This is a genomic window from Bradyrhizobium sp. HKCCYLS1011, assembly GCF_051167795.1.
Taxonomy (GTDB): Bacteria; Pseudomonadota; Alphaproteobacteria; order Rhizobiales; family Xanthobacteraceae; genus Bradyrhizobium.
This window is the reverse complement of sequence record NZ_JBNPTT010000003.1, coordinates 77,650-103,348: the sequence shown is the minus strand read 5'-3', so window position 1 is coordinate 103,348 and position 25,699 is coordinate 77,650. Positions and strand designations below refer to the sequence as shown.

The following is a 25,699-nucleotide window of genomic DNA, read 5'->3' as shown; positions in this document are numbered from 1 at the left end:
TCCTTCGCGATATCAGGGGGGCTTTTCCGGAATCTCGATCGTGCCGCCTTCGCCGATGGCGAGATCGCGGTCGTCTCTGCGATCCTCGTTCGCGTCGCGCGGCGAGCGGTCGGCGGGCAGCCGATCACCGTGCTGAGCTGCGGGTTTCTTGTTCATGCCCAGGTCTCCGGAGCAACATGATGGGTCAAGTCGCTGAGGCCTGTCCGGGATCCTCATGTCTTGGTCGGGGGACGGGCCCGCGTTCATCAAGGCCGGCCTGTGTCCGGCGGTGCGATCCCCATCCTTCTTCACCACACCGCCATCCCATCCCAACAGGGACACGACGGATGAAGTCAGCTGAGATGCTGCGACCGTCAGAGCCGGCGCCGGAAGGGCTTCAATTCGCCGCAGCCAACGGACGATCCGAGGAATCGTTCAACGGACGATCGCTGGCCACGGCCTGCGCAGGCACTCCGAGGCGAACGCTCCCGAAGCCCGGCACCTTCAGGGCTGGCGCTCGGAGGTCCAGTCCAGCCACGAAGGTGAAGAGATTCATTTCGACCCCTTCGACCCAGCCCATCTTCAGGCCGAGAACGCCCCATGCACTTGCCTCGATTCCGGTCCGGCTGTCCGTCAATCCGACATAGATGCCGGGCTTGAAATCCCGTCCCACCGCCGTCGGAGGCAAGCTCACGCCCAATTCCGGCACCGAACGGAGCACCGCCGCCACAAAGGTGTTGCTGTTGGGACCCGGCCAGAATCTGTAGTGTCCAAGCGTCGCTTCATAAGTATCGATCGCGTGCTTCAGCTTGGGGACCATCGCGGCTGCGGCAGGTCCTCGGACGTCAGCAAGGATGATCGGCGTTCGTCCGTACCAGCGCCCGTCAGGCGCATAGCGATTGAGCGACGGGGTGCTGCCGAGCCACACGCCATTCAGTTCGCCGTTGAAGTCGCGGCTCGCATATCCAAGCACTTCGTAGCGCTCCCACGACGGCGCATTCTCAGCCTTCAGCACGATCCAGGTATGCGTAAAGAATTTTCCCCGTTCGCCGGAGAGGGGAGCCGACATGACGACGACCCGCGGTGCCGGATCGCGATCGGCGCTTGGCAGATATCCCGTGCTCGCCATGTCTGCCGATCCGGTGAGGTTCGCAACCGGCGCCTCGCCCAGGAAGATTGCCACCCGCAAGACAACAGGGGCGACGAACACGATCAGGAAAAAAAGCAGGGCCTTGATGAAAAGGCCAGCTCTCTGACGCGTGCCGCCAATGATTTCGACGTTAGGAAGGGTGGTCGACACGCTGGAACCATTTAAATGATAGAACGAATGTTGCGGATTATTCTTTATCAACGCAAGTGCAAAACAGAAAGCTGCACATGTTAAGTTCGCCGTGGGAACTCACGCTTACGCTTAAAATGGATGCAAGTTCTTTGCATGCCGCGATGAGGACTGATCATTTATTGGAAGATATTGGAACCGCGAGTGCCACGCCACAAATACACGCTCTGCGCGAAAGTGCGCGAAGTTCCATAAGACGATATCATGGGCCCTTGATGCGGAACTCTTCAAGCTTTCGGCCTGATCGAAGCTGCGCAACCAGCCAACGAGGCTGCTTCCCTCTGCCGGCCCAGGTCTCGTCCGGGTTTTTTGGATTGCGATATTTGGGAAGGACCTTCGGATACGGCCGCTTCGTGTCCCTGGCGGGCATATGACGGCTCACGGCGCCGATCTGGTTGGATGCGGCCGTATGGCGCTTGACGGAGCCGAGCTGGCTGAGACGTTCCTCCAGCATCGCCTTCTCCGCCGCAATCTTGCGGCCCAGCTCCGCAACCAACCGCTCATGGAGATCCCAGAGCTGATCCACGGACATCGATTTTAGGTTGTAGCTCTTCATCTCGATTCAGATAACCCGAGATTCGCCGATAAGCAATTCAGCTAAGGATTTCAGTGGTAACTTTCAACCGCAAAATCGTTTCTGACGGAAGCTGTGATGTCGCAGCAATATTAATAGATACAAATAGAATTAAGAACGTTTGGTAGTATCCGTAGGACTACAAGGGCGATGCAATTGCCGATTGTGCACAGCCGTAAATTCGGTGCGCCGAATACAACCAAGCGTGCATATAAAGCAGCTGTCGGGCGCGAAGATGTCGATTCCTCGGTCTGATCAGCCGACGATCGCAAGCGGCTCCACAGAGTAACCATGCCGCACGGTGCGCCGGAGCACGGGGTCGAACATCTCAAACTCGAACCTCTCCGCCGGACGAATCCCGCCTTTCGCGGCAAATGTGCCGCCGAACATTGCGGTGCCCTCAGGTATGCCAGCGTCGCCATAGCGTCGCGCAATCAGGTCGTCCGCGGCCAGCATGCCGTCGAGCGTGCCTTCTTGGTAGAGCTTCCGCTCGCCGTTGATGGTTGCATACGAGCGCAGCACGATGCGGTCCCAATGCGCCGCCACATCGGAGTAAAGCCACAGCTCCGGCGCGATCGGCTTGTCGCACATCTGCTTGGAGACGGTGATGTTGTAGGTCTCGACCTTGCGATCGGTATGATCGGAGCCGACGCCGACGTAAAGCTGGCCGTTGGCGCGAAGCAGGACGAACTCGACTTCCCCGCTCGAGTCCCCCCCGCTCACCTCGATCGCATCGGCCGTCGTCAGCCGGCGTGCCGCAACCTCGTAGTAGATCGGAGTCGATGCCGGCCGCGCGATGCCAAGCGCTTCGAGTTCGGCGATGTGCTTGTCGCGCGCCACCGGATCACGCCCGGTCCAGCCCGCGATCACCAGCCGGCCGATATGGAGCCGCTGCCGCGCAGCGTCCGATCCCTGGTGAACCGTGAACTCGACCGTCGCGCCGCTCATCTCATCGCCTTTCTGCTCGAATCGCGCCTCCGCCCCGCGGGCGCCGCCAGCCGGAACCCAGCCTGCGCGCCGCCGTTGTCAAACGACAAAGGAGCGCAGCGATGGCCGACAACAGGGATCCGAAGCAGAAGCAGCCGGGCGAGAAGGAAGCCGGGCAATATCACTACAATCCGGGTAACCAGTCGGGCAAGGTGGCCGACATCGTCAAGCCGGAGTCCGAGCGCGACAACAATCGCGACCGGATCGAGAACCGCGACGAGCCGCACAGCCGCTAGGCCCGATCGAACCTGCTCAGCAGGCATGCTCGCCCTCGAGCAGGAAGGCGAGCGCGCTCTCGCAGGGCGCCTCGACCTTGAGCGTCAGCAGCTCGTCGGCACGGGTGCGGCCGAGATTGATCGCCGCGATCGGGATGCCGCGTTGCGCGGCGGCCTGCGCGAAGCGGAAGCCGGAATAGACCATCAGCGAGGAGCCGACGATCAGCATGGCGTCGGCCTGCTCAAGCTGCGCCCGCGCGTCGGCGACGACATCGCGCGGGACATTCTCGCCGAAGAACACAACGTCGGGCTTGAGCACGCCGCCGCAGGCAGGGCATGCCGGCACCTGGAAACGGGAGAAGTCCATGCCGTCGAGATCGGCATCGCCGTCTGGCGCGTCAGCGGCGTCGAGCGTCAGCCAGCCCGGATTGGCGTGCGACAGCTGCTCCTGGAACGCCTGGCGCGAGCTCAGCGCGCCGCAGCCCATGCATCTGACGCGATCGAGCCGGCCGTGCAGGTCGATCACTTGGCGGTGGCCGGCGGCCTGGTGCAGCCGGTCGACATTCTGGGTCACCAGCAGCTTGTTGCGGCCCTGCGCCTCGAGCCGCGCCAGCGCGTGATGGGTCAGGTTCGGCTGTGCCCGGCCGAAGCGCTGCCAGCCGATCAGGCTCCGCGCCCAATAGCGTTGGCGCGTGCGTTCCTCGCCCATGAAGGCCTGGAAGGTCACCGGCTGGGTCCGCTTCCAATTACCGTGTCGGTCGCGATAGTCGGGAATGCCGGAATTGGTGCTGCACCCGGCCCCGGTCAGTACGAACAGATTGTCGTGCCGACCGATAAAATCCTGGAGCGCGCGGTGTTCGACCATGGCGCATGATCTAGGCGATGCGAGGGGCGATTGCCAGACCTGCCGCCGCCGGTCCGACGATGCGGGTCAGTGTCGTGATGGTCATGGCGCGCTACCCTGGATCGACCGCGCTGAGCTCGCCTCCGGCCGCGGCCTTCGGGATCGCGCCGACGGAGACCTTGCTGCGACCTGGGCCGCCGCAGGGCTTAGCGTCAAGGGTCAATCAAGCGTCAGTCCGTGGTTATGTCGCCGTTGGGCGCCAACGTCACGGACAGCGTCGTGCCATCCTTATCCGCCTTGCCGCGCCACCGGCCCTGATAATCCTTCTTGAGCTGCGATACGTTGGAAAAACCTCGTGCTTGGATCTTGGCGATCGCTTGGTCTTCGGTGAATGCGCGATCACTGGTGTGGCCGGCAACGGACGTCTGTCTGGAACTCTGGGCTGGCGTCGAGGGCGTGCTCACGTCCGCGCAGCGCTGATCCGCTCCCGTCGCCGAATAACAAGGCAGCCGTGATGCCCTCGTCGAATAGCAGGAGCTCGTTGGATTGAAAGCGTCGCAGGGTGCATTGGGACTGGTCGACGTAGAAGCCGGCAGGGTCGATATGGTCGAGGTGGAAGATGCCGGCGTCCGGGTGGTTTGCGCGAGCGCGTGGCCGGAGACAGCCAGCAGCACGGACGCAGCTGCAGCGGAAACCGGCAGTCCAGCGGTATGCGAACGCCGCGGCCCAATCGCGGATCCAAGAAAGCGGATCGCGAAAAGTGAACCGGCGATTCTGCCCGCCCGGACTTCAACAGTCATTTGCAGTCTCCCCACAATGCTGGCTCACGATCGGAAAGCCGGACCTTGCGCTTATGGCGGCGATTTGATCCGTAACTCAGTTTCAAAGGGTCGCTTCCAGGCTGGGAAATAGCAACACCAATCTGTCCCGCCAGCGTCGAGCCGCAACAAGACATGCGCCCATTGATTTCTTGAGCCCGTGCTTACGATGCGGTCTTCTCAATAGCAGCGCGTATTTCCGCTGACAACTTGTCGTCCGGCGCAAGGTCGAGGGCGCGTTTAAGATGTGTGGAGGCTTTCGATGATTGTCCGACCGCGATTAAAGCCATTGCGTAATGGTATTGTACCGAAGCCTGATCGGGAAGGGCAGCCGCGGCTTCCTCGCACTGTGAAAGGGCCTTGCGATAGTCGCCCTGGAGGTAGTTGGCCCAGCACAGGGTGTCCTTGAACTCCGGTACCGGCGATTTCCGCAGCGCGGCCGCTATGGATTCTGCCTTCTTGAGGCTCGCTTGATCTGTCCGCTGTTCAAAAATCAGAGCGGCAAGGTTATTGATTGCGATCAGGTTACCCGGCTCCCTGTCAAGGAGCTCCTCGTACTCAGACATCGCGCTTTCGAAGTCACCTTTTTGCTCCAAGGCTCGCGCGAGCAGAAGGTGCTGGTTGGGGGCGTCGGGAAGTTCGCCAATTTCCGTCCGCAAGGTTCGGATCGCCTCGTCATACTCTTTGCGGCTCAGGAAGAACTCCGCGAGCGCCTGATAACCGGCCGGATTCTTCGGTTCCAGGCTGACCGCGGCACGCAAGTCTGACAGGACACGCGTGGGATCGCCCCGCGCGATGCCCACCGACGCCCGCAGCACCAGCAAATTGGCATCCTGCGGATTCTCCGCAACTGCGGAGTTGATGACGGCTTCAGCTTCGTCCGTGCGGTGAGCCCTATTGAGTGCGGCGACAAGCAATTTCAGCGGATCGAGCGCTTTGGGTGCCGCTTCGTGCGCTCGCCGAAGCGTCGCGGTCGCATCGTCGAGCCTGTTTCGCTGCAGCAGCATCATGCCGACGAGCTGATCGGCCAAGCTGCTGTTCCCGCTGTTCTTTATGGAGGCCGCGATCTCCTGCACTCCGTCCCAATTCTGACGGGCCATTTTGATCTGCGCCAACATCAGCGATAGCTGAACATCATTCGGTCGTCGCGCCATGAGCTGCTGGATCACGTCCTCGGCGCGTGCGCTCAACCCGCGCCGCTGGAGGAAGGCGACATATTGTTGGCCAATGGACTGATCGAAATTTGACGCCCGGCTCGCGTCCGCGAACTGCTTGTCAGCGAGTTCGATCAGACCGCTGCGTTCATATGCGGTTGCCAACAGCAGCATCAGCTCGGTCGAACGCGGCTCCAGGTTGATCGCCTCGACCAGATCGGTAATTGCGCCCTCGTACTGGCGCCGTTGAATGCGCAGCGAGGCGCGCAATTTGAGCGCTGAGGCATCCCGAGCGTCCCGCAGCAGCTCGGCGAGCCGAGCCTCGGCGCCGTCGAAATCCTTCTGTTTCAAGGCCAGCTGAGCTAGCGCAAGGCGCACCTGCCGAGCTTGCTTTGCGTTGCCGTCCTTCTCGAGGAGCGCTTCGAGGCGCCGCCGGCCGTCGTCCAACCGCCCGTCGGCGACATCGACGTCGACGATGCCCATTTCGAGCGGGAACAGGTTTCCGTTTGCGCGGATCCCGGCCTCCAGCGCCTCTCGCGCCTGCGCCGGCGAATTCCTTGTCTTGAGCAGGAAGCGCGCCAAGGTCAAACTGCCCGCGATGTCGGAGGGATGCTGGTCCGCGTAGTCCCGCAGGACCTGCTCCGCAGTGTCAGGGTGGCCTCGCCCGACATAGAAACTCGACAGCAGGGAACGATAGGTCAGCTCATTTGGTGCAGATTCGGTGAGCTCTCTGAGAGTTCTCTCCAGTGCTTCAAGGTCGCCCGTTCGTTCCAAAAGGTTGATCTTCAGAAGCTGCAGTCCGAGTTTCGAGCCTTTGAAGTCCGCACTGTCATCTCGGTCCAAGAGAGACAATGCGCCCTCGGAATCGCCTTTGCCCATCCGCTGGATTGCAAGAACGATCGTCGCATCGACACTATTTGGATCAGCGGCAAGCGCCGTCTGCGCCTCTTGGCCGGCTTGATCGCTGTCGCCGAGCCTGATCGCGATCGCAGCCTTCAGCGCGTGCAAGTCCGCGCTATTGTTGCGTTGCAGGCCGGCTTCGGCCAACTTCAACGCTTCGCCGGTCGAGCCAGCCATCAGCAGGATCTTGCCCAGCTTGACGCGCGTTCCGACGTCGTCCGGTGCAAGGTCGACAATGGCGCGCAGATCGGCCGCGACGTGCGGCCAATCTCCCGCCTTCTCGTCGAGCTCGGCGAGAGTCCGCCAAGCGCCCACGAGGTCCTTCTTCAGGCGAATTGCATTTTTGAGCTCAATGGCGGCCTTGGCCGTTTCATGGTCGGCCAGCAATTTTTGGGCGCGTTCGAAGTGCTGCTGCGCGCGTGTTTCGGGGGAACTACAGCCGGCGACCTGAAGAGAAGCGACCACAAGCAAGTTGGCAGCTAGCACTTTATGAAATCGGAAAACGGAGGACATCTCGATGTTCCGGAGCCCTTACGAGTTCTGGGAAGATTTGGAGGTTGCCAGATATTGTTTCAGCTGCGGCATGAGTGCATTGATAAACAGCTGCAGTCTGGCATCGGCGTCGCTCTCGAATTCGCTCGGGCGAATAATGGTTGTCAGGCGGACCAGCGCGCCGTCCGATCGATTGAGTGTCAGCGCATCATAGAGCAGATAGGTTTTTGAGATATATTCGTTGGCGATCTGCCTGCCGCGCTCGTCGTACCAGTAATATACTAATTGGCGCAGCCCGTTCCGTTCGACGATCGCGCGGTTGAAGGGATGGTCCGCGTCGAGGCGAGTGCGTTGGAAGTGAGTTATCAGCCAACCGCTGCCGGGAATGCAAACGAGAGGCGAGTGCGGGGACTCGCCCATGCGTTGCGATGCATAGTAGGCAACATAAAGATTGACGGGTTCTCCGCCAGGAGCGGCGTAGTCGGAGAGGATATAGTCGTCGAGTGCGAGGGTCTGCTCGACCTCAGGCTCGAGCACCGAGGGGCGGCCCTGCCAACCTTCAAGCGCGCCTGGAAACGTCAAGAAGCGGCTGCGCGCGGGAATATTCTCGGGCCGATGCGCCACCAGCGGGCTCGCCAGGAGAAGCAGGAAGACCAAAGACAAGCAAGCGGCGAGAGGTCGTGATCGAAGCTGCAGGGCCGGCCGATGCACCGAAGAATCGTTGATGCCGGAGTTCTCTGGAAGCGAAAGGGAAAAAGCGTGACCGGAGAGCCGAGACAAGACGTACATCTCAGCCGCCAACAGAGTTGCACAAGCCACAAAGATGACCCAGCCTTCAAAGAAGTGCAGCGCGCCTTCGGCCATCTGCGCACCCCAGCGATCGACCGTTACACCGATCAATGCGATGCGAAACCCGTTCATGATCACCGTGATCGGAGCGCAGGACAGAAGTACGACGACCCGCTGCCAAAGCGGCGCACGAAAGATGTAGGCTGCAAAAAAACTGAGGCTCAGCAGAGGGAACAGGTAACGGAGGCCGCTGCAGGCATCGACAACTTGAAGCTTATAGACGCCGAGGTCGACGATGTTCCCGTCGAGGAGCACGGGAATATCCAACAGGCGTATCAGGAACACGCCGAGGCGCGACGAGATGAGCTGCAGCTGAAGCGATAACGCGGCGTCTATGAAATACGGAAGGGGAATAGCGAACACCAGGAAGGCGATTGGCCAGAACGCGGCCCGAAACAGACTGAAGCCGCCGAACGCGAGCGCTATTCCGAACAGGGTGACAATAAATGCGAGCTGGGAAAAAAGAAAAATCGCGCTGAGCTGGCCAATAAAATGCATCGCTAGCGCGACAGCGACCAGGGCGACGCCGGCCCAGGATGGGCGCCCAATGCATCGACGGAGTGCCTCGCGACGCGACCAAAGCAGCCAGGCCGTAATCAGTGGAATCAAGAACCCGTGGCCATATTCTTCCTGGGTGGTCCACCTCCGCACCAGCTCGAGAAGCGCATCTCGAAAGGCAAACAAAGCTAAGATCAATGTGGCAAGGGCCAGCAGTCGCGTTCGTACCCAGGCCCGCTCGGAAGGCTCAATCCAGCTCGTTAACATTGTTGTTTCTGGCAGATTGGTACGAAACACCTGAACTCCAGCCGATACTCTACGGTCTCCCCATGAGAATTGATGAAATTAAACCGCAGATTTCTACGCAAGTACATTTAATTTGACGCGATGGGCCGTTCCGGTCGGAACGGCCGGGCAAACAGCTAGCGTAGGTTAGAGCGAGTTTTTCTTGGCGTTCGACCTGGGAAGCGGGGCTGCTGCTGCAAGCTGGCTGGCCGAGTATGCGGCAGCGCTTTTGCCGCCGGCTGTGAGGTGAATGCTACGTTGCACAATGGGGGCGCGGCGGGCCTGCAGGAGCCGACCCTGATCCGATCCGCCGACGCGTTAAGGAGGCGTTCTCGGATCGGCGATATCCTGTACGAGGAATTCCGGAAAGCTCCGTATTTTCCCGGATATCGATGCCGCGGCGCGGGAATCCGATTTCCATTTGGAATTGTTGCTGAATTGATACAGCTTTGGACGAGGCGCCGTTTTAGACTACGGCTGTATCGCGGCGAAGTACCACTTCCAAAATTCCTAACGATTTCAGAAAGCTGAGTTGCTCGATGATTGCGAGATCGATCAGAAGCCTAGTATTCTTGGCGGCCGCACTGGGACTCGCAGGCTGCTATACAGATTATGGGCCGGTCGAGCTCGAAACCAGGCCCGTTTCCTTGGCTAATTCGGCGGCGCCGACCCGGTTGCATCCGGGCGACAAGGTTAGGGTCACGGTTTACGGCGAGGAAGGCCTCACGGGGGAATACGAGGTCAATCCTGCCGGCTCTATCTCCATGCCGCTCATCGGCCAGATTAGAGCCGCGGGTCGGAGCCAAGGCGAACTTGAGCGGGACATCGCCGGCCGTTACCGGGGTGGCGGATTCCTCCAGGACCCGCATGTCACCGTCGCGATAACTCAGTTCAAGCCGTTTTACATCCTGGGCGAGGCCACAAATCCTGGAGAATACCCGTTCAGGAGTGGGCTCACCGTTCACTCGGCGGTCGCAATGGCTGGTGGATTTACTTACAGGGCGAGCCGCTCTGTCGTTCTGATCCGGCACACCGGCGAGGAGATCTGGAAGGAGTATCCTCTCAGCGAGCCTGTGCCGATCGTGCCGGGAGATCTCATTCGGATTCCCGAACGATATTTTTAAACAGTATGGGCCTAGTCTTCCCCCAGTGTAGAGGCGTGGCGATAAGGTCCGATGAACGATGCGCCTAGGCGGATTCAATCAGGCGGGAAGCCGCATCCGCGTGCTGGCAAGCGCGATCGTCCTCTTGGTCTCTACGCAGTTCTCGTTCGCGCAAACACCATCTTCGGCGCTGGTTTCTCCGGCGTCGGAAGGTCCCGCGCCCCCTCCACTCGACGTCGCGGCCAGCCGACTGCCGGCGAAGGACCCCAACGCCATCTCGATTGAGGGCTGGCGGCTGTATCCCACGTTGCGGGTGTATTCGCTCTATTCAGACAACCTGTTTTTCGGCACCAGCCCCCGAACCTCGGCCGGCGGTTTCGGCGTCACGCCTGGGATCGTTGCGGAGTGGACCAATGGGATTCACACGACGACCCTTTATGGAAATCTCGATAGGCAAACCTATCCCACGAACAACCCGATCGACACGTTGGATGGACGTGCCGGCTTCACTCAGCGCTATGAAGCGCTGCGAGACCTGATCTTCACCTTCAATGGAAATTTTGCTCATCAAACCTGGGCAACCGGCCTGCAAAGCTCGATTCAGACAGCGCCCGCATCGCCAGTCAGCCAAGTTCTTCCCAACGGCGATACGCTTCTGCCGAACGGAACGATCATTTCGCCGACAGGCCAGGTGACGGGGCAGGCAACGGCGGGCGGCAGCAACGTTCCACTCAACGTCAATCCCTACAACCAGTACACAACCACGCTGTCGGTAGATAAAATATTCAACCGCGGCATTCTCTCGCTCAGCGGATCGTCCAATCGGACCGACTACGAAGTCCAGACTGCACTCAGTACCCGCAGCCGGACCTACACCGAGAACGCCGCTTTCTGGCTCGGGCCGGCAGTGTTTGCCTATTCGAACGGCTCGTTCGGAACTGTGACGACCGATGCCACCTCGGTATCGACGACCTCGTACAGGGCCATCGGCGGGTTTGGCACAGACCAGATCAGTCTATTTCGCGGCTCGATCTATTTCGGCCACCAGGGATCTGAGGGTGGAGGTTCCTCGGCGAGCGGTGATGTGTATGGTGGAACGATCGCCTACTACCCAAGCCAAAAGCTCACTCTGACGGGCGCGTTCGACCGGACTATCAACATCGCCGGCACTGGCGCGGCTTCAAACCTTGCTCTCGCACTTCCTGGCCTCACGGCGGTTCAGGTTCCGTTGAGCGCGTCAACACGGATTTCATCAGCGACGCTCCAGGCGAGCTATGAAATCTCTCAAACCTGGTTCACGATCTGGCAGATTGGACAAACCTGGATTGATTACGTCGGAAGTACCAGACGAGATCGGTCCCTCATTTTTGATGCTCAGCTTCGTTATGACATTTGGCGAGACATGTCGATCACGTGGGAATATCGCTATCGGAGCGTGGACTCGACTTTCCCGGCCGTGAGCACCACAAGCAACACGGCTACGGTCGGGGCCACCTACCGATTCTGAATGCTCTGTTGAGCGGCCCCGCGCGCAATCAGTAATAGGCGAACGTGTTGTTGGACTGTGGGACCTTGTTGAGAACGACCCGCACGATGTCCGAGTTCTCCAGATACTTCTTGCAGTCTTCGATCTCCGAAGTCTTCGTGGTGCCGACTGCAGCGACCAGCAAGACGCAGTCGATCTGAGGCAGGATCGAGATCACGTCATGTCCGGCCAGCATTGGCGGGAGGTCGACAATGGTGATGCGCGATCGCTCGTAGCCCGCCACGTCCTGCAGCAGCTTCTTCAGAGCGAGCGAACTGCTCAAATCCGAGGAATTGACGCTCGTCGTCGTCGGCATGACCTCGAGCCGAGTGCTGCCAATCCGGACTTGAACCATCGCGTTGTGAAGCTCCGAACGACCTTCCAGGACGCTGGTGACCCCGTGACCGGACTTCAAGCCAAGACTTGTTGCGATCTGCGGCCTGCGGAAATCCAGGTCAACGAGGCAGACCTCGCGATCCGCCTGGCGCGCGATGCTCATGGCGAGATTGAGGGCGGTAAAGGTCTTGCCACAGCTCGGCGTCGGCGAGGTCACCGCGAGAATCCGCCAGCCTTTCAGGTCCATTGATCGCAAGACCTCGGCGCGCAAGAGGTCAAACGGGCGGGCGGCGACATCCTTTCCATCGTGCGCGAGGATGCGATGCTTCTGCAGATGGGCTGCGTTCAACTCGACGCTGCTCAGGCTTGCCGAGCGAAACGGTGAAATGTCGGTCAAAGGGTGCCGTCGATAGACGTCAGACGCTCCGACGCCATGACTTTCTGCGCTCAATTTGGCCCGCTCGACGGCCTGTCGAATGCTTTCCATGTCGATTCTCCCGCCTGCTTCAACCCTGACCGGTTGCGGACAACAAAAAGAGTGCGCTTCGGGCCTTCTCTAGCCAAGAGATGTCGATCGGCATGTTGAACGCGATCGCAGCGACCAAGCCGGCCCAGGCGGTGAGAAGAACGAGGATGCTCAGCAAGCCGACGGCAAAGCGCAGCCGTGATCGGAACACGTCCCAGGGCGTTTTGAGATACGGGATGCATACGATGAGGGGGCCCGAAATGACTGCTGACAGCTGGCCGCGAGTACGGATCGTTCCGCTTAGTAATTCGGTACCGATCGCGAAACCAACCCCGAGCGCTGCCGCAGCCGCAAACGCAAGACCCACCAGTTTCAACCGGTTCGACTTGACCGGCTTTTGCGGTAGCGATGGCGCTTCAATCAACTGCAGGCGTTCGGAGTGCTCCTGTTGATCAAGTTTTTCGCTGAGGCGGGCATTCGACAACTTGCCATTGGCTTCGGCGAGGCGTTTCTCAAGCGTATCGCGCTGGCGTTTAAGGCCTTCGATGTCGTCGTCTGCGGCTTGAGTCTCGACCGCAGATGCGGGGAGCGGCTGACTGGCGACCTTCTCCATAGCGGCGATACGCTTTTTCAGCGAAACAACGGCCGGATGAGCGTCGGAGTAAATAGACGTTTTTTGGGCAAGCTCCAGCTTCAAGGCAGACAGAGCGGCGGCCTGTGTTTTTTGTTGCTCCGAAATTTCAGGAACGGTTTCTCGCGGCCGCCGTGAGGCCTCAACGATTTGCGCTTGCGTCGACGACAGCTTGTCCTGGATGTCCTTGGTTTCCTCGGTCAGGAGCTTGACCATCTCCGTTGCCCGGCTGGTCCGCGACCGTTCGTCTTCGCTGATGATCAGGGTGACAAATTCGTTTGCCACCTTCATTGCGATTTCTGGATCGTCGTACTCGAAAGCGACTGTAAAAGCCGTAATGGGTGTGTTCTGCCGCGCCTGACCTTCAATGTCCGCCGGCTTGATGATGAGGTGCTGCCGCATCAGATCGGCAACGCCGGACTGGTCCTGGAACAAGCCATATTTCTTGGCAACCAGAAGGAGGTTGTCTCTGGTGATTACCCGCTGCTGGATGAGCTGAACCCGCTCGTTTCCGTTTCCGGAGATGACGGGTTTGACGAAGTCTGCAGCAATCCCGGACGATTCCACGAGGATTTTGCCCTCAGACAAATAGTTCGGGCGCACAAACGTAATCGCAATCAAGCCCAGCACCGAGACCAGGCCAAACGGTATGAGAAAATAAAAAAAGCGCCTTTTGAAAATATCTAGATAATAACTTAATTCTAATTGTTGTGACGGACCGGCGCCTGAAATCTCGCTCGGTCGATAATTATGATCTGGGCCTAGCGTTTGCAGCACTGCCGTCACCTCGATAAGGTCTGTCCGGCCCCCGGCGTTTCGCGGGATCGAAGAGGGCCGCTGTCAAGCCCATTAAGTCATTGGAACTGTACAATATCTAGTCCACGTTGCAAGAAAAATTCAATTGATGATTAATTTCGCAGGTAGCAGAATATTAGCGCGACATTGCGTCGCGACCATAGATTGGCGACCTTATCCATTCGAAATTGGGGCGTCGAAATCGGTGCAATCTTGGTCTGGCTTAATATTAATCATCGGAAGAATTTCCCTTCCTGCTGGCCATCGTCTATTGATGCCTTGAGCATAGAGCATGCTAGTAAGGCCTTCCAATGTATGAGGCATTTTATGGGCTACGCGAGAAGCCCTTCTCGATCTTGCCAGATCCGGATCTGATCTACTGGTGCGAGAATCACAGGTTTGCATTTGCAATGCTTGAATTCGGCGTCATGAATAGCGCCGGATTTACCGTCATTACTGGCGAAATAGGCTGCGGCAAAACAACTTTAGTGCGATATCTGCTGAGTAAACTGGATCAGCACGTCACGGCATGCCTGATCTCGAACACTCCGCGCGCCCATGATGGTCTGCTTCCGTGGATCCTCATGTCCCTGAATTTGCCCTTCGAAGGCACTCACCCGGCGCTTTTCAAGCACCTGCAGCGCTTTCTGCATGATCAAGCCGCCAAAGATCAACGAACGATCCTCATCATCGACGAGGCGCAGAATTTGGGCTCCGAGGCGCTCGAGGAGCTTCGGATGCTGTCGAATATCAACACCGACAAGCAGCAGTTCCTTCAGATCATCCTGGTCGGCCAGCCGCAATTGAAGGAGTTGCTCGCGGCGCCGCAGCTGCTGCAATTTGCTCAGCGCATTTCGTCGGACTTTCACCTGAGGCCCCTAAATCCGGACGAGGTCACCGAGTACATCGATTTCCGGTTGAAAGCGGTCGGGGCAGAGCACAATCTGTTCTCAAAGGGTGCGTGCAAGATCATCGGCGAAACCAGTCACGGAATTCCGCGCACCGTGAACATCATTTGCGACACGGCGCTGGTCTATGGATTTGCTGCAGGACTTTCGTCAATTGACGAGGCTACGGTCAAGGCGGTGATCCAGAACAAGGCCGAATTCGGGGTGCTGCCGTTTGGAATGGGGCACGCCGACGCGTCACTATAAGGGGCCTTCATAGCGGGCCTTCGCTACCGTTGAACGAATAACGATCTGAGGGAACTCACTTGTAAGCCTTGGGGGCAGGCAAGATAAGTTGAGTAGAAATGTACCATCGGTGCTGTTGGCCTCGGCGGCCATGGGCGGAACCATCGCAGCGGTGCGTGGTCTCGCCCGCGAAGGCGTGGAGGTTCGGGTCGTCTCCAGCGGACGCTTCGCGCCTGCGGCGTGGTCCCGATACGCGGCTCGTGCATACATGGCGCCGTCCGAAAAGAGTACAGAGCAGTTTCTGCAACGTTTGGTTGTTATTGGCTCCGAGGCACCTGGCCAGGTGCTGCTGCCGACATCGGACGAAACCGCTTGGCTATACGGCACGCATGCGGCTGAGCTTGGTCGGCACTTCCGGATGTATTCGGTCTCCGCCGAGATCTTGAATCGCGCGCTCGACAAGCGGCTGTTTGCCGATGCGGCCCATGCCGCCGGGCTCAACGTTCCGCCAACCTGGTATCCGGCGGATCTGAACGACGTTGCGCGTTTGGCGCCCGCGCTCGACTATCCGATTCTGATCAAGCCCCGCACGCATGTTCGTCGCTTAAGAAATGACAAAGGCGCCGTGGTTCGCACCGCGCAGGAGCTCATCAGCGAATACAAGCTCATTATCGCGCGCGAGGGATTGTCCGGATCCGAGGCGCCGCTCCCCTCCAGCCATTGGCCGATCCTGCAAAAATTCCTTCCGGTCGGCGCGGAGGGCGTTCTATCTATCAGCGGGTTCCTAGATCGAACCGGGGAGTTCTTTGTTGCGCGTACGACGCGCAAGGTATTCCAGCGGTCGCAGCCGGTGGGTGTTGGAGTATGTTTTGAAGCGCTTCCGCAGGACCGCGCGTTGACGGAGGCTGTGCATGCGCTTTGCAGGCGGCTGGGCTATTTTGGAATATTTGAGGTCGAGTTCATTCGCTCGGAAGGCAATTGGTACGCGATCGATTTCAATCCGCGGCTCTTCAATCAGTTGGGGATGGATATCAGGCGGGGCATGAACACGCCGCTGTTCGCCTATCTTGATGCGACGGACAATCGCGCTTTGCTCCGAGAACGAATTGCGAGGGCGCAAGTCGAAGACAACGAGAAGATCGTCTTTTTCGATCGGTTTACGCTGCGCGCAATTCTGCTCGCACAGCGATTCAGCGGCCGAATATCGCACGACGATCTCGGCAAGTGGCGCGCGTGGCTGAAAGAGAACGAGTTCAACGGGGTCGATTTCGCTGAAGACGCAAGCGATCCTGTACCAGCCGTCCTTCATGCGCTGGACGAAATATATTTGGGACTCAGAGCTCTTCCGCGTTTCCTGCGCAATACGCCGCGAGTTTCTTCGATTATCGCACCCAATTTGATGAAGAGGCGGACGTGAGCGCGATACCGGTGGCCATCATTGGAGCGGGACCTTACGGCCTGTCGCTTGCGGCACATCTCGCGGCCCTCAAGATAGAGCATCGGATCTTCGGCCGTCCGATGCAATTCTGGTCCAACGTCGCGGCCGCCGGCGGCGATCGCTTCTTGCGGACATACTGTTTCGGTACCAATATTTCGACGCCGCGTTCCGGCTTCACGTTTGCCGACTATAGCGGACCACGCGGACTCGAAACCTTCGAGCCATGCTCGATCAGCGATTTCGTCGGTTATGGGCAGTGGTTTCAGCAGGCCAATGTGCCCTGGGTCGAGCCCGTGGACGTTGCGCAGGTGAGCGGGGCGCCGCATTGTTACAAGCTGAGGCTTGCCGACGGCACAGAGGTGAGGGCCGAGCACGTCGTGATCGCTATCGGCTTGAACGGCTTTGCCCATGTTCCGGCCGCGCTTAGGTCCCTGGCGCCGGGGCTTGCGGCTCATACATCCGAGATCAACAGCTTCACGTCGTTTAAGGGACGAGAGGTCGCGGTCATCGGCGCAGGACAGTCAGCGCTGGAAGCCGCCGCTCTGCTGTTGGAAGCGGGCGCTCAACCATCTCTTCTCGTACGCGAGCAATCGGTGGACTGGATGAGCCGGGTCGCACAGAAGCGCAGCCTGTGGCGGCGCTTGCGGTCACCCATATCAGCTCTCGGAAGCGGTCCTGTTGCGTGGACGCTCGCGCATTTTCCGGGCGCCATGTATCACCTTCCAGACGCGGCGCGAGCGCGGATATTCAAGAACTATTTAACCCCCGGGGGAGCCTGGTGGCTCCGGGACCGGATCGAGAACCGGCTTCCGGTTCACGTGGGGACCACGGTCGAGGGGGCTCGCGAGACAAACGGCCGTGTCGTCCTTCGTCTCCACATCGACCATGCGGGAGACAAGAGTGTCCGCGAGATGACCTTCGATCACGTCATTGCGGGTACCGGCTATGATATCGATGTCGAGCGGCTTTCCTTCCTCGATCCGGATCTGCGCCAGTCGATCCAGCGTCTGGGGCGTGCGCCGAGAGTGAACGCGCGCTTTGAAACCTCGGTGCCCGGGCTGCATGTGATCGGTCCGGCGTCTGCGATGAGCTTTGGGCCGCTCTTTCGTTTCGTGGCGGGATGTGAATATGCTTCGCAGGCCGTCTCGGCGCAGCTCGCGTCACGCCGCAAGGCTATGGCTTGATTTCCGCAGTTGCCGCTTCGATCGAATCGAATATCCAGTAAGTGTAAGGTGCGTAAGCATCCATGAAGAACGGTGTTACGCCGTGCGCGCGTTCGCAAAAGCGCTGGGATCTCCGGATCACGGCCGCGGCAGCACGAATTGTCTCGGGCAGGCTTCCCGAGATGACCAGGCGCATCGGCCTCCGGTTCAATTCATTGGCCCTGACAAGCGCGGGAATAAACCGCTCCCATATGTCGACGGTGAACGGGTTGAAGCAGTAAATGAGCAGAGGATTGCCCGATGGCAGATCCACCGTGGTTGCGTCGGCATTGATGATGGCCCATTCGGCGGGCTTGCGGCCAGAAAATCGGACGAGGTTTTGGTCGGCCACACGGCAAAGCAACGGCGCGAACTCGATGCCCTGAACTCTGTCGAACCCGTATTGAGCGGCGAGCATGACGACACGCCCTTTGCCGCAGCCGATATCGACGAACGTAAAATCTTTCCAATTTGCGGGGAAAAACTGCGAGAGATATGCAAAGGCCCTCGGCGACGTCGACACAGACGCGTAGCCGCTTGCCTTGTTCGGCCCAATAACATCCACGTTGTCCAGGTCGATCTGGCCCGAAGTATCAACGCCGTATTTGCGATCCCATCGTTTGCCGAGGAATGAGCAAATCTGATAGCGTCCCTGGCGAACGATGAATGCGATCGTTCCCCGCAAGCCGACCTCGCGCATCTTTGCGAGCAGCCCGCTGAGGCCATGCTCACGCAGGAACTCGACTAGGCGCTGACGTCGGGATGCCCAGCGATCCTTGGCCTGCAATTCGGCTTCGAGGTGGTTGAATTTCATCTCAGGGCTCATACGCGGCGATGACGGTTCTGATGCCGGAGGTTAGGGACAGCCGCTGCCTGCTCACCTGCCCATGCTCCGATCTGTCCATGCTCCGGTCAATCGCGGCAACCATTACGGCAGACGACGCGATGCAACGTGTCTTTCGGGCTCCGGCTGCCGCGCCGAGCCCTCTCCTATCTCGATCGGTCAGGCGCTTGACCATTATACAACGGAAAATCTGGATTTAAGTATAATAAGGAGAGGGATAATTCTCTGCTATTTGCAGGTCGGCGGCTCTCGTATAACTGGGATGCCCGCCCTCAGGTTGCCGGGCCGTAAAGTGCGCCGGTATTTTGCGGGACGGTTCGAATCCGCTGATTGTTCATGAGCATGACAGCCTCATCGTCTCCAATCATCTTTCTGTCGGGTGCGGGCGGCGGCGCTCCGGACTTGAATGTGTTTCGGGATGGTGCTGACGACAATACGCAGATTGAAGTCATCCGTTATCCGGATTGGCGGCACTACGTCGTTAATCAATTGTCTGCCGATACGCTTATCAAAGAACTCGCCGAACAGATATTGGCCAAGGTGCCGCAAGGACCTATTCGGATGGTGGGCCTGTCGATTGGCGGGCATTTCGCCTACGGAATTGGACTTCACCTGCGGGCCAGGGGGCGCGAGATCGCAGGATTTTGCGCCATCGACTCGTTCATGTTTGTTTCGATCGCGCCGTCGGCTCAGTGGAAGAAGCGTGCCCTGGAGCAGGGGTTTGAGCTCCTGCGTAAGCGGCGCTTTGGCGAATTCGCCGATTTTCTGCGCTCGAAGTTTTGGCGCGCCTGGATCAGACTCGTCGGCGATCGTTTGCCGTTATTTCTTCGTGCCCTCGCTTCGGCAAGTTGGTTACCGTCAGTTCTGACCGCTGATCCCGTCGTCGAGGCGGAGTTGAGCATGCGAATGCTCGTTCGTACGACGGCGCCATGGCTCGCGGATCTCGACCGGACGCCGGTCCCGCTCGAGGTCCCGGCCGTCCTGCTGAGGACGGCGCTTGCCCAAGGCGATGACGCCGCATGGCGGCTGCGCTGCCCGAATATCAGGATCTTGGAGATACCCGGACACCATCACAACCTGTTTGATCCCGAAAACGTCGGTGCTTTGCACGAGGCGTTCATCGCCGCAACTGAGGAGTGGCGAGCCGGGCGTCGCGTTGATTAGCGAAGGGAGCATAGGGTCGTGACCGACGAGGCGTTCGCAGAGATGCCGTGGGTTGACGCCGCAACTTGTTCGAGTGGGGGAACGTGGATATTCTACGTACCACGCTGCAGGCGAGGCGACGCGAATAGTCGAGTGAATTTCCTGAGTCCGTACCGGTAAATCGAGAGTCGAGTGGATCCGCTGTTGAGACGTTTTCGCCTTATTCAGATTCAGTATTGTTCGCGCATTTTGCGCGGCGTCTGCGGCGTCCCGGCTGGGTTTGCCGCTGTCCGGGCCGTGCGGAAGCTCCCGCTGGTCAGAGATATCATCAATGCGCTCGTCGGCTATAACCGGCCGTTTCTCACATTACAGGACGCAACTGCGGTCATCGCTGGATATGAGGGCGGTGGACATCACAACTCCTCTTATCTTTCAGTCAAGATTCCGGAGGCCGAGAAGCCTCGTCCTGGAGACTATGCCGCGCTGTTTCACCTGGAGAGAGTGGCCTCCGAGGTTCATCGCGTGTTTGACCTCGGCGGCAGCGTAGGAAATCTCTTCTACTGCTATTCGAAGCAGCTGCATTTTCCATCAGACCTGCGCTGGACCGTGTTCGATCTGCCCGAGACGAACAAGATCGGCGCAGAGCTGGCGAGATCCATCCAGGAAGAGCGCCTGCATTTCACTGATAGGCTGATGGATGCGGATGGATATGATGTCTTCATCAGCTCTGGCTCGCTGCATTATTTTCAACAGCCACTTGCTGATATTCTTGCGCCTCTGGCCGTGAAGCCCCGCTATGTCATCGTCAATCGGGCTCCGCTGGTCGACGTTCCATCCCTTGCGACCATCCAGGATGGCGGGAGCTATCGGCTCGCGTGCATGCTCCACAATCGGGCTGGCCTGATCAAGGGAATGGAGCAGTTGGGCTATGAGCTCGTCGACAGCTGGGACATCCGGGAACGTTCAGTGATGATCCCTTGCTATCCGGATCTGTCAGCCAAAGCCTATTCCGGGCTCTTCTTTCGCAAGGCCTGAAAGCCCGCGCGTACCGGCCGACATCACCTCGGCGCAGCCGGATCTCCGAGGGCGATTTCGAGCCGTCGCTTTGCTGGGTCTCGTTCACGAGCCGGAGGATCCCGCAAGGCGCGGGATAATCTCATCCATAACTACACGAACCTGCGGCCGATTCATCATCTGGCCATGCTCCGCCTGCAAGAACTGCACCTCGACTCCGGCCGTGGCGCATACGTGCCAGCCGACAGTCTTGTCCTTCAGCTTCTTGTCGACCGGATCATCCGGGCGAATTAGCAGAAAGCGCTTAGCGTAGGGTCGGGGAGAGAATCCGCTCAACACGGAATTGACTTCGATGTTCTTCATGCTCGCGGGCGCCGGCTGATTGGCTCGCCGGAAGAGCAGGCCATTGAGGCGCCATACCAGCCCCTTGACACGCTTGCCCAGGAATTCCTGCAGGCCACCGAGCAGATCGTCGACCCGGCCACTGCGGAGAAACCGAGCGTATTTTTTGAGGCGGTCAAGATAGCGCATCCCGCGATACTTGATCAGCTGCGGCTTTGGCAGATTGCGAACGAATTCCGGGTGCCAGGTATCGATCAGCGCAAGCAGGGAGACCTCTTCGCCCTGCTCCGTCAACAATCTTGCAACTTCATACGCCAGCAAGCCCGCGTTGGAGTAGCCCAACAGCTGATAGGGGCCGTGAGCCTGGATCTTGCGGATGTCGCGCAGAAAGTCGATCGCCAGCTGCTCGGTCGTTGGAAAGCTGGCATCACTGCTCAGCTTTGAGAAATACAGGTCGTAGACCGGCTGATCTAGAGGCAGCATATCGACGAATTCGCGGCCCCCGGGGGGAGCCGGAAATACGCCGAAAAGGGCAGGGCGCGTCCCGGTCGCACGTATCACGTCGGTGAAAGGAATGTCGTGCGGCTCCGGGCTTGAGAAGCCTGGTGTGACTGCCGCACGGGAATGGGCGTTTGTAGACGACTGCATCTCGAAGGATCTGGTCTGCTTGCGGACTCTCGAGAGAGCCCGACTTTACGGGCGCTCTGTCATTTGCGTGGCATATTTGGCGTTCGCCCAACAATCGCGGGATTTAGCGCTCCGGCGAGTGTCAGTCACCCGATATCAATTCCAAATCCGGTCTCCGCGATGGTGGCCACGAACAACGCGCCGGGCAGCCAATGCGCAGGTCATGGCAAACGACTTGGCGGCATCTCGCATCTTGTGCGCACCAGGAACCGATGGCGTAACGCCGAGGCGCCGCAGGAAGTAATTGGATCGGTAGACGTTCGCTCGCATCGAGTCCAAGAACTGAAAGTTCACGCTGAGCGACACCGAGATGTTGTCGTCGTTCTGGATCCAATGCGGAAAATTGACGGGTATGTGGACTCCGTTTCCCGGTACCAGGCGATAGGACTTGGCTCTGTCCTGATAGTTTTGCCTGAACACCGGAGCGTTGTTGTCGACAGCCCAGAACCGCTCAACCTCCTCCTCGGGAAGGACGTCCTTATCGTCTCGATCGAAAATGTGGATCGTCTTGGTGCCGGCAATCTGGAGCAGGAAGTTGCATTCCCGGTCGATGTGGTATGGCGTGACCCGCCGCGGCGACGTCACGAAAATGATGATGTCCTCTTGGCGGATCTTGGATTCGACGTCCTCACCGGCGATGGCTTTGATCTCTCGAAGGCCGTCCTCAAAAAGAGCCTTGTATTCCGGGTCGCGCTGGGCGTGTCGGAAGATAAACCAAGCGTCCGAGCTCTCCAGTTGCTCAAGGGCTTGGATCGCCGAGAACTTCGCCTTCGGGATCTCGTCCCAGCGCTGTCCGGTTCGAACCTTACCCATATCGTAATAAAGATCGTCGGGACGAGACTTTATCGTGCGTTCGGCCAGCTCCAGGAGCTTCGGCAGTTTCAGGAGCGGATGCGCCGAAAGCCGATGGGAAACTTCGAAACTTTCGCGATCGAACCTTGCGCGGGCGGCTTCCTTATCGACGGCGATCCACGTGCCTTGCGCATCCCTAGTCGTCTCAGAAAGAGGTCTGTCTAACATGGTCTTAACGCCCCTGGTGGTCTGTTCGGGTTTACCTTTTCTGAAGCAGATCAAACAGCCTGGCTGCCCGCTGCCGCTTGCATCGGCGCAGACGCGGCGAAACCCTCTGGCTCGTTAGTGAGCAGAAAGCCGACTTCGTTCAATCGGAACAGTCGCTTAATTCTACCCGGTACCTGATCGAACGAGAGTTGACAGCCACGAAGCTTAAGCTCTTTGCGCAACATCAACAAGAGACCGAAGAAGCGCATGTCGATATAGCGAACGCCGCCCAGATTGATAATAACGTCCTTGCCTGTCGAGATCGCTTCGTTAAGGAGCGGCATGACGGTCGACACGTTACTCTCTGTGGCGCTGCCATCGAGACGGAGCGTGACAGCTCCATCATTCGAGATACGCGTGACCTGCAGCTGACCTTCGGCGGCAGACCTTATGCGCTGCAATTGTGTAATGATTAGCAATGGCAGCACCCGAGTGACCAGCAGGCGGCCAAAAACAAGGCCGTCGTCACGATACCGCCGCCAAAGGACGCGCTCTTCCTTGATCCGCCAAAGCCATTCAAAGCCTAGTTCCCGAAATATCGTCGGCGCACGTTTCACGGTCCCGGCCTGAAAATTGATTGCCGCCCCCAGGTGTGAGCGTACCGGGATCGTGAGCCGGTCATGGTTTCGCTGCAGCCAGAGTTGCCCCTTCTTGGCACCGAGCGAGACGATCAGGAAGTCGGCGTCACTCTCGTTCACGGAAGTGATGACGTCATCCGTGCTCATCTCGGCGAGGTCACAAAAGCCAGGATCCAGCGTGCCGACGCACAGGAGATCGCCATGCCGGTCGTTGAGGCGGCACGCGGCCGTCGCCGCGATCCCCGGAGCGCCTCCGAACAGGAAGGCCGTCAGCCGGCGCTCGGTCTGCTTACGGAGGCTCAGCGCATCGAGCAGATCGGCCCCTGCCGCTCTCTTGCGGATGGGCAGCCCGAGCAGACGAGCGATCCAGATAATTGGTTTCCCATCCGGCGGGCAGGCATCGCTGTCCAGCACTGACTCCCTGAACTCGGTGTCTGAGAGGCTGGAGGTAAGGAAGTTCAGATTTGGCGTGGAGACGAGAAATCTCGATCGATCTGCGGCCGCTGCATCAATGAGGCGAACAAGATCCGGTAACTCAATGGCATCGATCGGCAGGCCGAGAATGCAATAGACTTGCCGCGGAAGATTCGACGGCGCAATGGAGCTGGCTGATATAGCCAGCGGACTGTCTGACTTGAAGCTGCGTCTCGCTGCAGCGACGGAAGCAGTTTCGTTATAACTCATGAAAATGGCCGTCCTGAACCCGCTTTAAAGTCAAAAACAGATTAAACCCTTGCGCGCGATATTGCCGCTTCTTTTTTGCATTATGATAATCTGCCGAAAAAAGCGCTTTTCTTGGAATGAACCGCGGCGCGAGCCTTGCGCAGGCTCATTTGTTTTCGGGAGAAAACCGGAGTTGTGCCGGATTTGTACGATTCTGGCGTAACTTAGCCGGGCGCTGGCCCTCGATCGGAGCGGCAAGGCTTCGATCCGCCGACGTAAAGTTCCGGCCGGTAATTAACGATATTTTTTACGGTTAATTTGATTTGGCAGGGTTTTGGCTCGGAGGCGGGGCCGGGAACTTCCGTCTCTGCAGTTCGGCCGCGACCTCCTTGGCAATCAAAGTATTGGCCATGACGCTATAGTGCCCGCCGCAGGGGAGGAGAGGCGCAAGCCAGGAAAGCCCATGGCGTTGATGGGTGAAGAGGACGCAAGGCGACCGGCCACTCAGTTCGTCCGTGAGGGGAGGGCCCAAGTCGAGGGTTTCGATCCCGGCGGCGCGCAACCTGTCGGCAAGCGGTGCGTATTCAAACTCGCCATGGAATGCCTTTTCCCTAAAGCTTGCCGTGCCCGGCAAGAAGAGGATGAGGGGGCGCTGGCCTCGCGACTTGGAGACTTCGGCGAAGGATTGGCAGATCGCCGTCATGAGTTGCAGCGCGCCTGACGGATGGCGGACATCGTAGAGCGGTCCCCACGGGGCGTGCTGGGCAAGGGTGGCTACGAGGCGGGGCTTCATCAAGACCCGAGCCAGCGTCACGGTGTATGGAAAGCTGGGCGTCACCGGTCCATCGCGGGTGTCAGGAAGGAAGTAGGAGTTTGGGAGCATCGCGGCGGGAGCGCGGTTCAGGCGGATAAAGCCGTCGCGATCAAGAGCTGGCTGCGGGACCCATCGGAGATGTCCGGGCGGATCGAGCAAGAACCGCCCTTTCACGGCCGTTGGAACAAGGGGCGCCCCGAGAAACGCGTCGTACTCCCCGATATTGTCCTCGATGTTGTTGGGATTGATACCGAGCAGCGCAATTGGCGACCTGTCATTGATCCGCAGAAAACGCAGGTAGGCTTGATCCGTCCCGTAGTTGCCGACGGCATAGTTATCGATACGGCACCCGAGGAGATGCGAGAGCTGCTCCACCCATCCCTTGTCATCAGGTGTTTCCGCACCCCCAACAAAGGAGTCGCCAAACGCAGCGCCACAGGAGCGCGAGCCTGACGGGAATTCCCGATTTTCCTTGGCGCCGGACGCGCGATAGCCGCCCATCTCGGGGTCGATGATCGCCCCCTGGTCGTCCCAGTTGCGGCCGGCCTCCTGGAGATCCGGATCCCAAAGGGGCCGGCCAACGCCTATCCGGTCAACGTACAGGCAAATCGCCGCCGAGGTGCCCTCGACCAGCAGGATGGCTATGGAAGCGATGGCCAGCCGCCGCCACGTCGCCTTCGATCGGATGATGTCATTGAACTTCATGACTTCGTTGATATTGATCTTGGAAAATCGTCGGTTTGTCGAAACAAGGATCGCATACCCTCTCCCTGAATATCGCAATTTGATCGATTTGTAGCACCGCAGCAAAGTCCGCCATCAAAATAGGTCCAAGACCCTCATGGGCGGCCCAGGACCGCTCCTGACCGGGAGTGGTGTAAACCAATGTAAAATAAAGGATTTGAATAAGCCGAAGATGGGCTCGGTGACATTGAACTCGGGCCAATCCCGCAAGACAAAACCTTGAGGCCGAGATGATGCTCCAGGATACC

The 25,699-nt window shown here is 59.0% G+C and carries 23 protein-coding genes; 8 read left to right on the top strand and 15 right to left on the bottom strand.

Going from position 1 to position 25,699, the window contains the following annotated elements:
* Window positions 1-12 precede the first annotated feature (12 nt).
* The 4 genes from ACQR1W_RS09330 to ACQR1W_RS09315 all read right to left on the bottom strand — a co-directional run bounded on the left by ACQR1W_RS09330 (window position 13) and on the right by ACQR1W_RS09315 (window position 2,840).
* Window positions 13-156 (bottom strand): hypothetical protein, encoded by a 144-nt coding sequence (locus tag ACQR1W_RS09330; RefSeq protein WP_434850533.1) that lies wholly within the window; start codon window positions 154-156, stop codon window positions 13-15.
* Window positions 157-376: 220 nt separating this feature from the next.
* On the bottom strand, window positions 377-1,279 hold the full coding sequence (locus ACQR1W_RS09325) for a DUF3750 domain-containing protein (protein ID WP_434850532.1): 903 nt from the start codon (window positions 1,277-1,279) through the stop codon (window positions 377-379).
* Between the two features lie 241 nt (window positions 1,280-1,520).
* Entirely contained in the window at window positions 1,521-1,874 is a 354-nt protein-coding gene (locus ACQR1W_RS09320) for an H-NS histone family protein (protein WP_139024963.1), read from the bottom strand.
* A 273-nt stretch (window positions 1,875-2,147) separates the two neighbouring features.
* Window positions 2,148-2,840 (bottom strand): DUF2848 domain-containing protein, encoded by a 693-nt coding sequence (locus tag ACQR1W_RS09315; protein ID WP_434850531.1) that lies wholly within the window; start codon window positions 2,838-2,840, stop codon window positions 2,148-2,150.
* Between the two features lie 101 nt (window positions 2,841-2,941).
* Here ACQR1W_RS09315 and ACQR1W_RS09310 point away from each other — a divergent pair, with 101 nt between their 5' ends.
* Window positions 2,942-3,115 carry a hypothetical protein gene (locus ACQR1W_RS09310; RefSeq protein WP_008971860.1) on the top strand — a complete coding sequence of 58 codons (174 nt, stop codon included), beginning with the start codon at window positions 2,942-2,944 and terminating at the stop codon, window positions 3,113-3,115.
* 16 nt (window positions 3,116-3,131) lie between these two features.
* Here ACQR1W_RS09310 and ACQR1W_RS09305 read toward each other — a convergent pair whose 3' ends face one another.
* From ACQR1W_RS09305 to xrtD, 4 genes are all read right to left on the bottom strand, one after another.
* A complete protein-coding gene (locus tag ACQR1W_RS09305; protein ID WP_434850530.1) occupies window positions 3,132-3,959 on the bottom strand; it encodes an NAD-dependent protein deacetylase in 828 nt (275 codons plus the stop codon).
* A 209-nt stretch (window positions 3,960-4,168) separates the two neighbouring features.
* Complete coding sequence (locus ACQR1W_RS09300; RefSeq protein WP_434850529.1) at window positions 4,169-4,738, bottom strand: hypothetical protein; 570 nt, start codon at window positions 4,736-4,738, stop codon at window positions 4,169-4,171.
* Window positions 4,739-4,920: 182 nt separating this feature from the next.
* A complete protein-coding gene (locus tag ACQR1W_RS09295; RefSeq protein ID WP_434850528.1) occupies window positions 4,921-7,323 on the bottom strand; it encodes a tetratricopeptide repeat protein in 2,403 nt (800 codons plus the stop codon).
* An 18-nt stretch (window positions 7,324-7,341) separates the two neighbouring features.
* Complete coding sequence (gene xrtD / locus ACQR1W_RS09290; RefSeq protein WP_434850527.1) at window positions 7,342-8,946, bottom strand: VPLPA-CTERM-specific exosortase XrtD; 1,605 nt, start codon at window positions 8,944-8,946, stop codon at window positions 7,342-7,344.
* 527 nt (window positions 8,947-9,473) lie between these two features.
* On the opposite strand from xrtD, the gene ACQR1W_RS09285 reads away from it, so the two are divergent.
* Window positions 9,474-10,058 carry a polysaccharide biosynthesis/export family protein gene (locus ACQR1W_RS09285; protein WP_434850526.1) on the top strand — a complete coding sequence of 195 codons (585 nt, stop codon included), beginning with the start codon at window positions 9,474-9,476 and terminating at the stop codon, window positions 10,056-10,058.
* 58 nt (window positions 10,059-10,116) lie between these two features.
* On the top strand, window positions 10,117-11,544 hold the full coding sequence (locus tag ACQR1W_RS09280) for an outer membrane beta-barrel protein (protein WP_434850525.1): 1,428 nt from the start codon (window positions 10,117-10,119) through the stop codon (window positions 11,542-11,544).
* 28 nt (window positions 11,545-11,572) lie between these two features.
* On the opposite strand, the gene ACQR1W_RS09275 is transcribed toward ACQR1W_RS09280, so the two are convergent.
* A complete protein-coding gene (locus ACQR1W_RS09275) occupies window positions 11,573-12,385 on the bottom strand; it encodes a CpsD/CapB family tyrosine-protein kinase (protein ID WP_008971869.1) in 813 nt (270 codons plus the stop codon).
* Window positions 12,386-12,404: 19 nt separating this feature from the next.
* The gene (locus ACQR1W_RS09270) at window positions 12,405-13,781 is read right to left on the bottom strand and encodes a hypothetical protein (protein WP_434850524.1); all 1,377 of its coding nucleotides are present in this window, start codon (window positions 13,779-13,781) and stop codon (window positions 12,405-12,407) included.
* A gap of 320 nt (window positions 13,782-14,101) precedes the next feature.
* On the opposite strand from ACQR1W_RS09270, the gene ACQR1W_RS09265 reads away from it, so the two are divergent.
* The 3 genes from ACQR1W_RS09265 to ACQR1W_RS09255 all read left to right on the top strand — a co-directional run bounded on the left by ACQR1W_RS09265 (window position 14,102) and on the right by ACQR1W_RS09255 (window position 17,545).
* Entirely contained in the window at window positions 14,102-14,944 is an 843-nt protein-coding gene (locus tag ACQR1W_RS09265; protein ID WP_008971871.1) for an ExeA family protein, read from the top strand.
* A 109-nt stretch (window positions 14,945-15,053) separates the two neighbouring features.
* On the top strand, window positions 15,054-16,340 hold the full coding sequence (locus ACQR1W_RS09260; protein WP_434850523.1) for an ATP-grasp domain-containing protein: 1,287 nt from the start codon (window positions 15,054-15,056) through the stop codon (window positions 16,338-16,340).
* The gene (locus ACQR1W_RS09255; protein ID WP_434850522.1) at window positions 16,337-17,545 is read left to right on the top strand and encodes an NAD(P)-binding domain-containing protein; all 1,209 of its coding nucleotides are present in this window, start codon (window positions 16,337-16,339) and stop codon (window positions 17,543-17,545) included. Before ACQR1W_RS09260 ends, ACQR1W_RS09255 begins: the two co-directional genes overlap by 4 nt.
* Here the strand turns inward: ACQR1W_RS09255 and ACQR1W_RS09250 are convergent.
* A complete protein-coding gene (locus ACQR1W_RS09250; RefSeq protein ID WP_434850521.1) occupies window positions 17,535-18,377 on the bottom strand; it encodes a methyltransferase domain-containing protein in 843 nt (280 codons plus the stop codon). The genes ACQR1W_RS09255 and ACQR1W_RS09250 overlap by 11 nt on opposite strands.
* Window positions 18,378-18,743: 366 nt before the next feature.
* Between ACQR1W_RS09250 and ACQR1W_RS09245 the strand changes: the two genes are divergently transcribed.
* On the top strand, window positions 18,744-19,571 hold the full coding sequence (locus tag ACQR1W_RS09245; RefSeq protein WP_434850520.1) for a thioesterase domain-containing protein: 828 nt from the start codon (window positions 18,744-18,746) through the stop codon (window positions 19,569-19,571).
* Window positions 19,572-19,742: 171 nt separating this feature from the next.
* Window positions 19,743-20,585: a TIGR04325 family methyltransferase gene (locus ACQR1W_RS09240; protein WP_434850519.1), complete on the top strand. Its 843-nt coding sequence runs from the start codon at window positions 19,743-19,745 to the stop codon at window positions 20,583-20,585.
* Window positions 20,586-20,669: 84 nt separating this feature from the next.
* Here ACQR1W_RS09240 and ACQR1W_RS09235 read toward each other — a convergent pair whose 3' ends face one another.
* The 4 genes from ACQR1W_RS09235 to ACQR1W_RS09220 all read right to left on the bottom strand — a co-directional run bounded on the left by ACQR1W_RS09235 (window position 20,670) and on the right by ACQR1W_RS09220 (window position 25,517).
* Window positions 20,670-21,554 (bottom strand): thioesterase domain-containing protein, encoded by an 885-nt coding sequence (locus ACQR1W_RS09235; protein ID WP_434850518.1) that lies wholly within the window; start codon window positions 21,552-21,554, stop codon window positions 20,670-20,672.
* Between the two features lie 135 nt (window positions 21,555-21,689).
* Window positions 21,690-22,613, bottom strand: coding sequence for a cupin-like domain-containing protein (locus ACQR1W_RS09230; RefSeq protein ID WP_434850517.1), 924 nt, complete (start codon window positions 22,611-22,613; stop codon window positions 21,690-21,692).
* A 50-nt stretch (window positions 22,614-22,663) separates the two neighbouring features.
* Window positions 22,664-23,914: a WecB/TagA/CpsF family glycosyltransferase gene (locus ACQR1W_RS09225; RefSeq protein ID WP_434850516.1), complete on the bottom strand. Its 1,251-nt coding sequence runs from the start codon at window positions 23,912-23,914 to the stop codon at window positions 22,664-22,666.
* 292 nt (window positions 23,915-24,206) lie between these two features.
* Window positions 24,207-25,517: a hypothetical protein gene (locus tag ACQR1W_RS09220; RefSeq protein WP_434850515.1), complete on the bottom strand. Its 1,311-nt coding sequence runs from the start codon at window positions 25,515-25,517 to the stop codon at window positions 24,207-24,209.
* Between the last annotated feature and the right edge of the window lie 182 nt (window positions 25,518-25,699).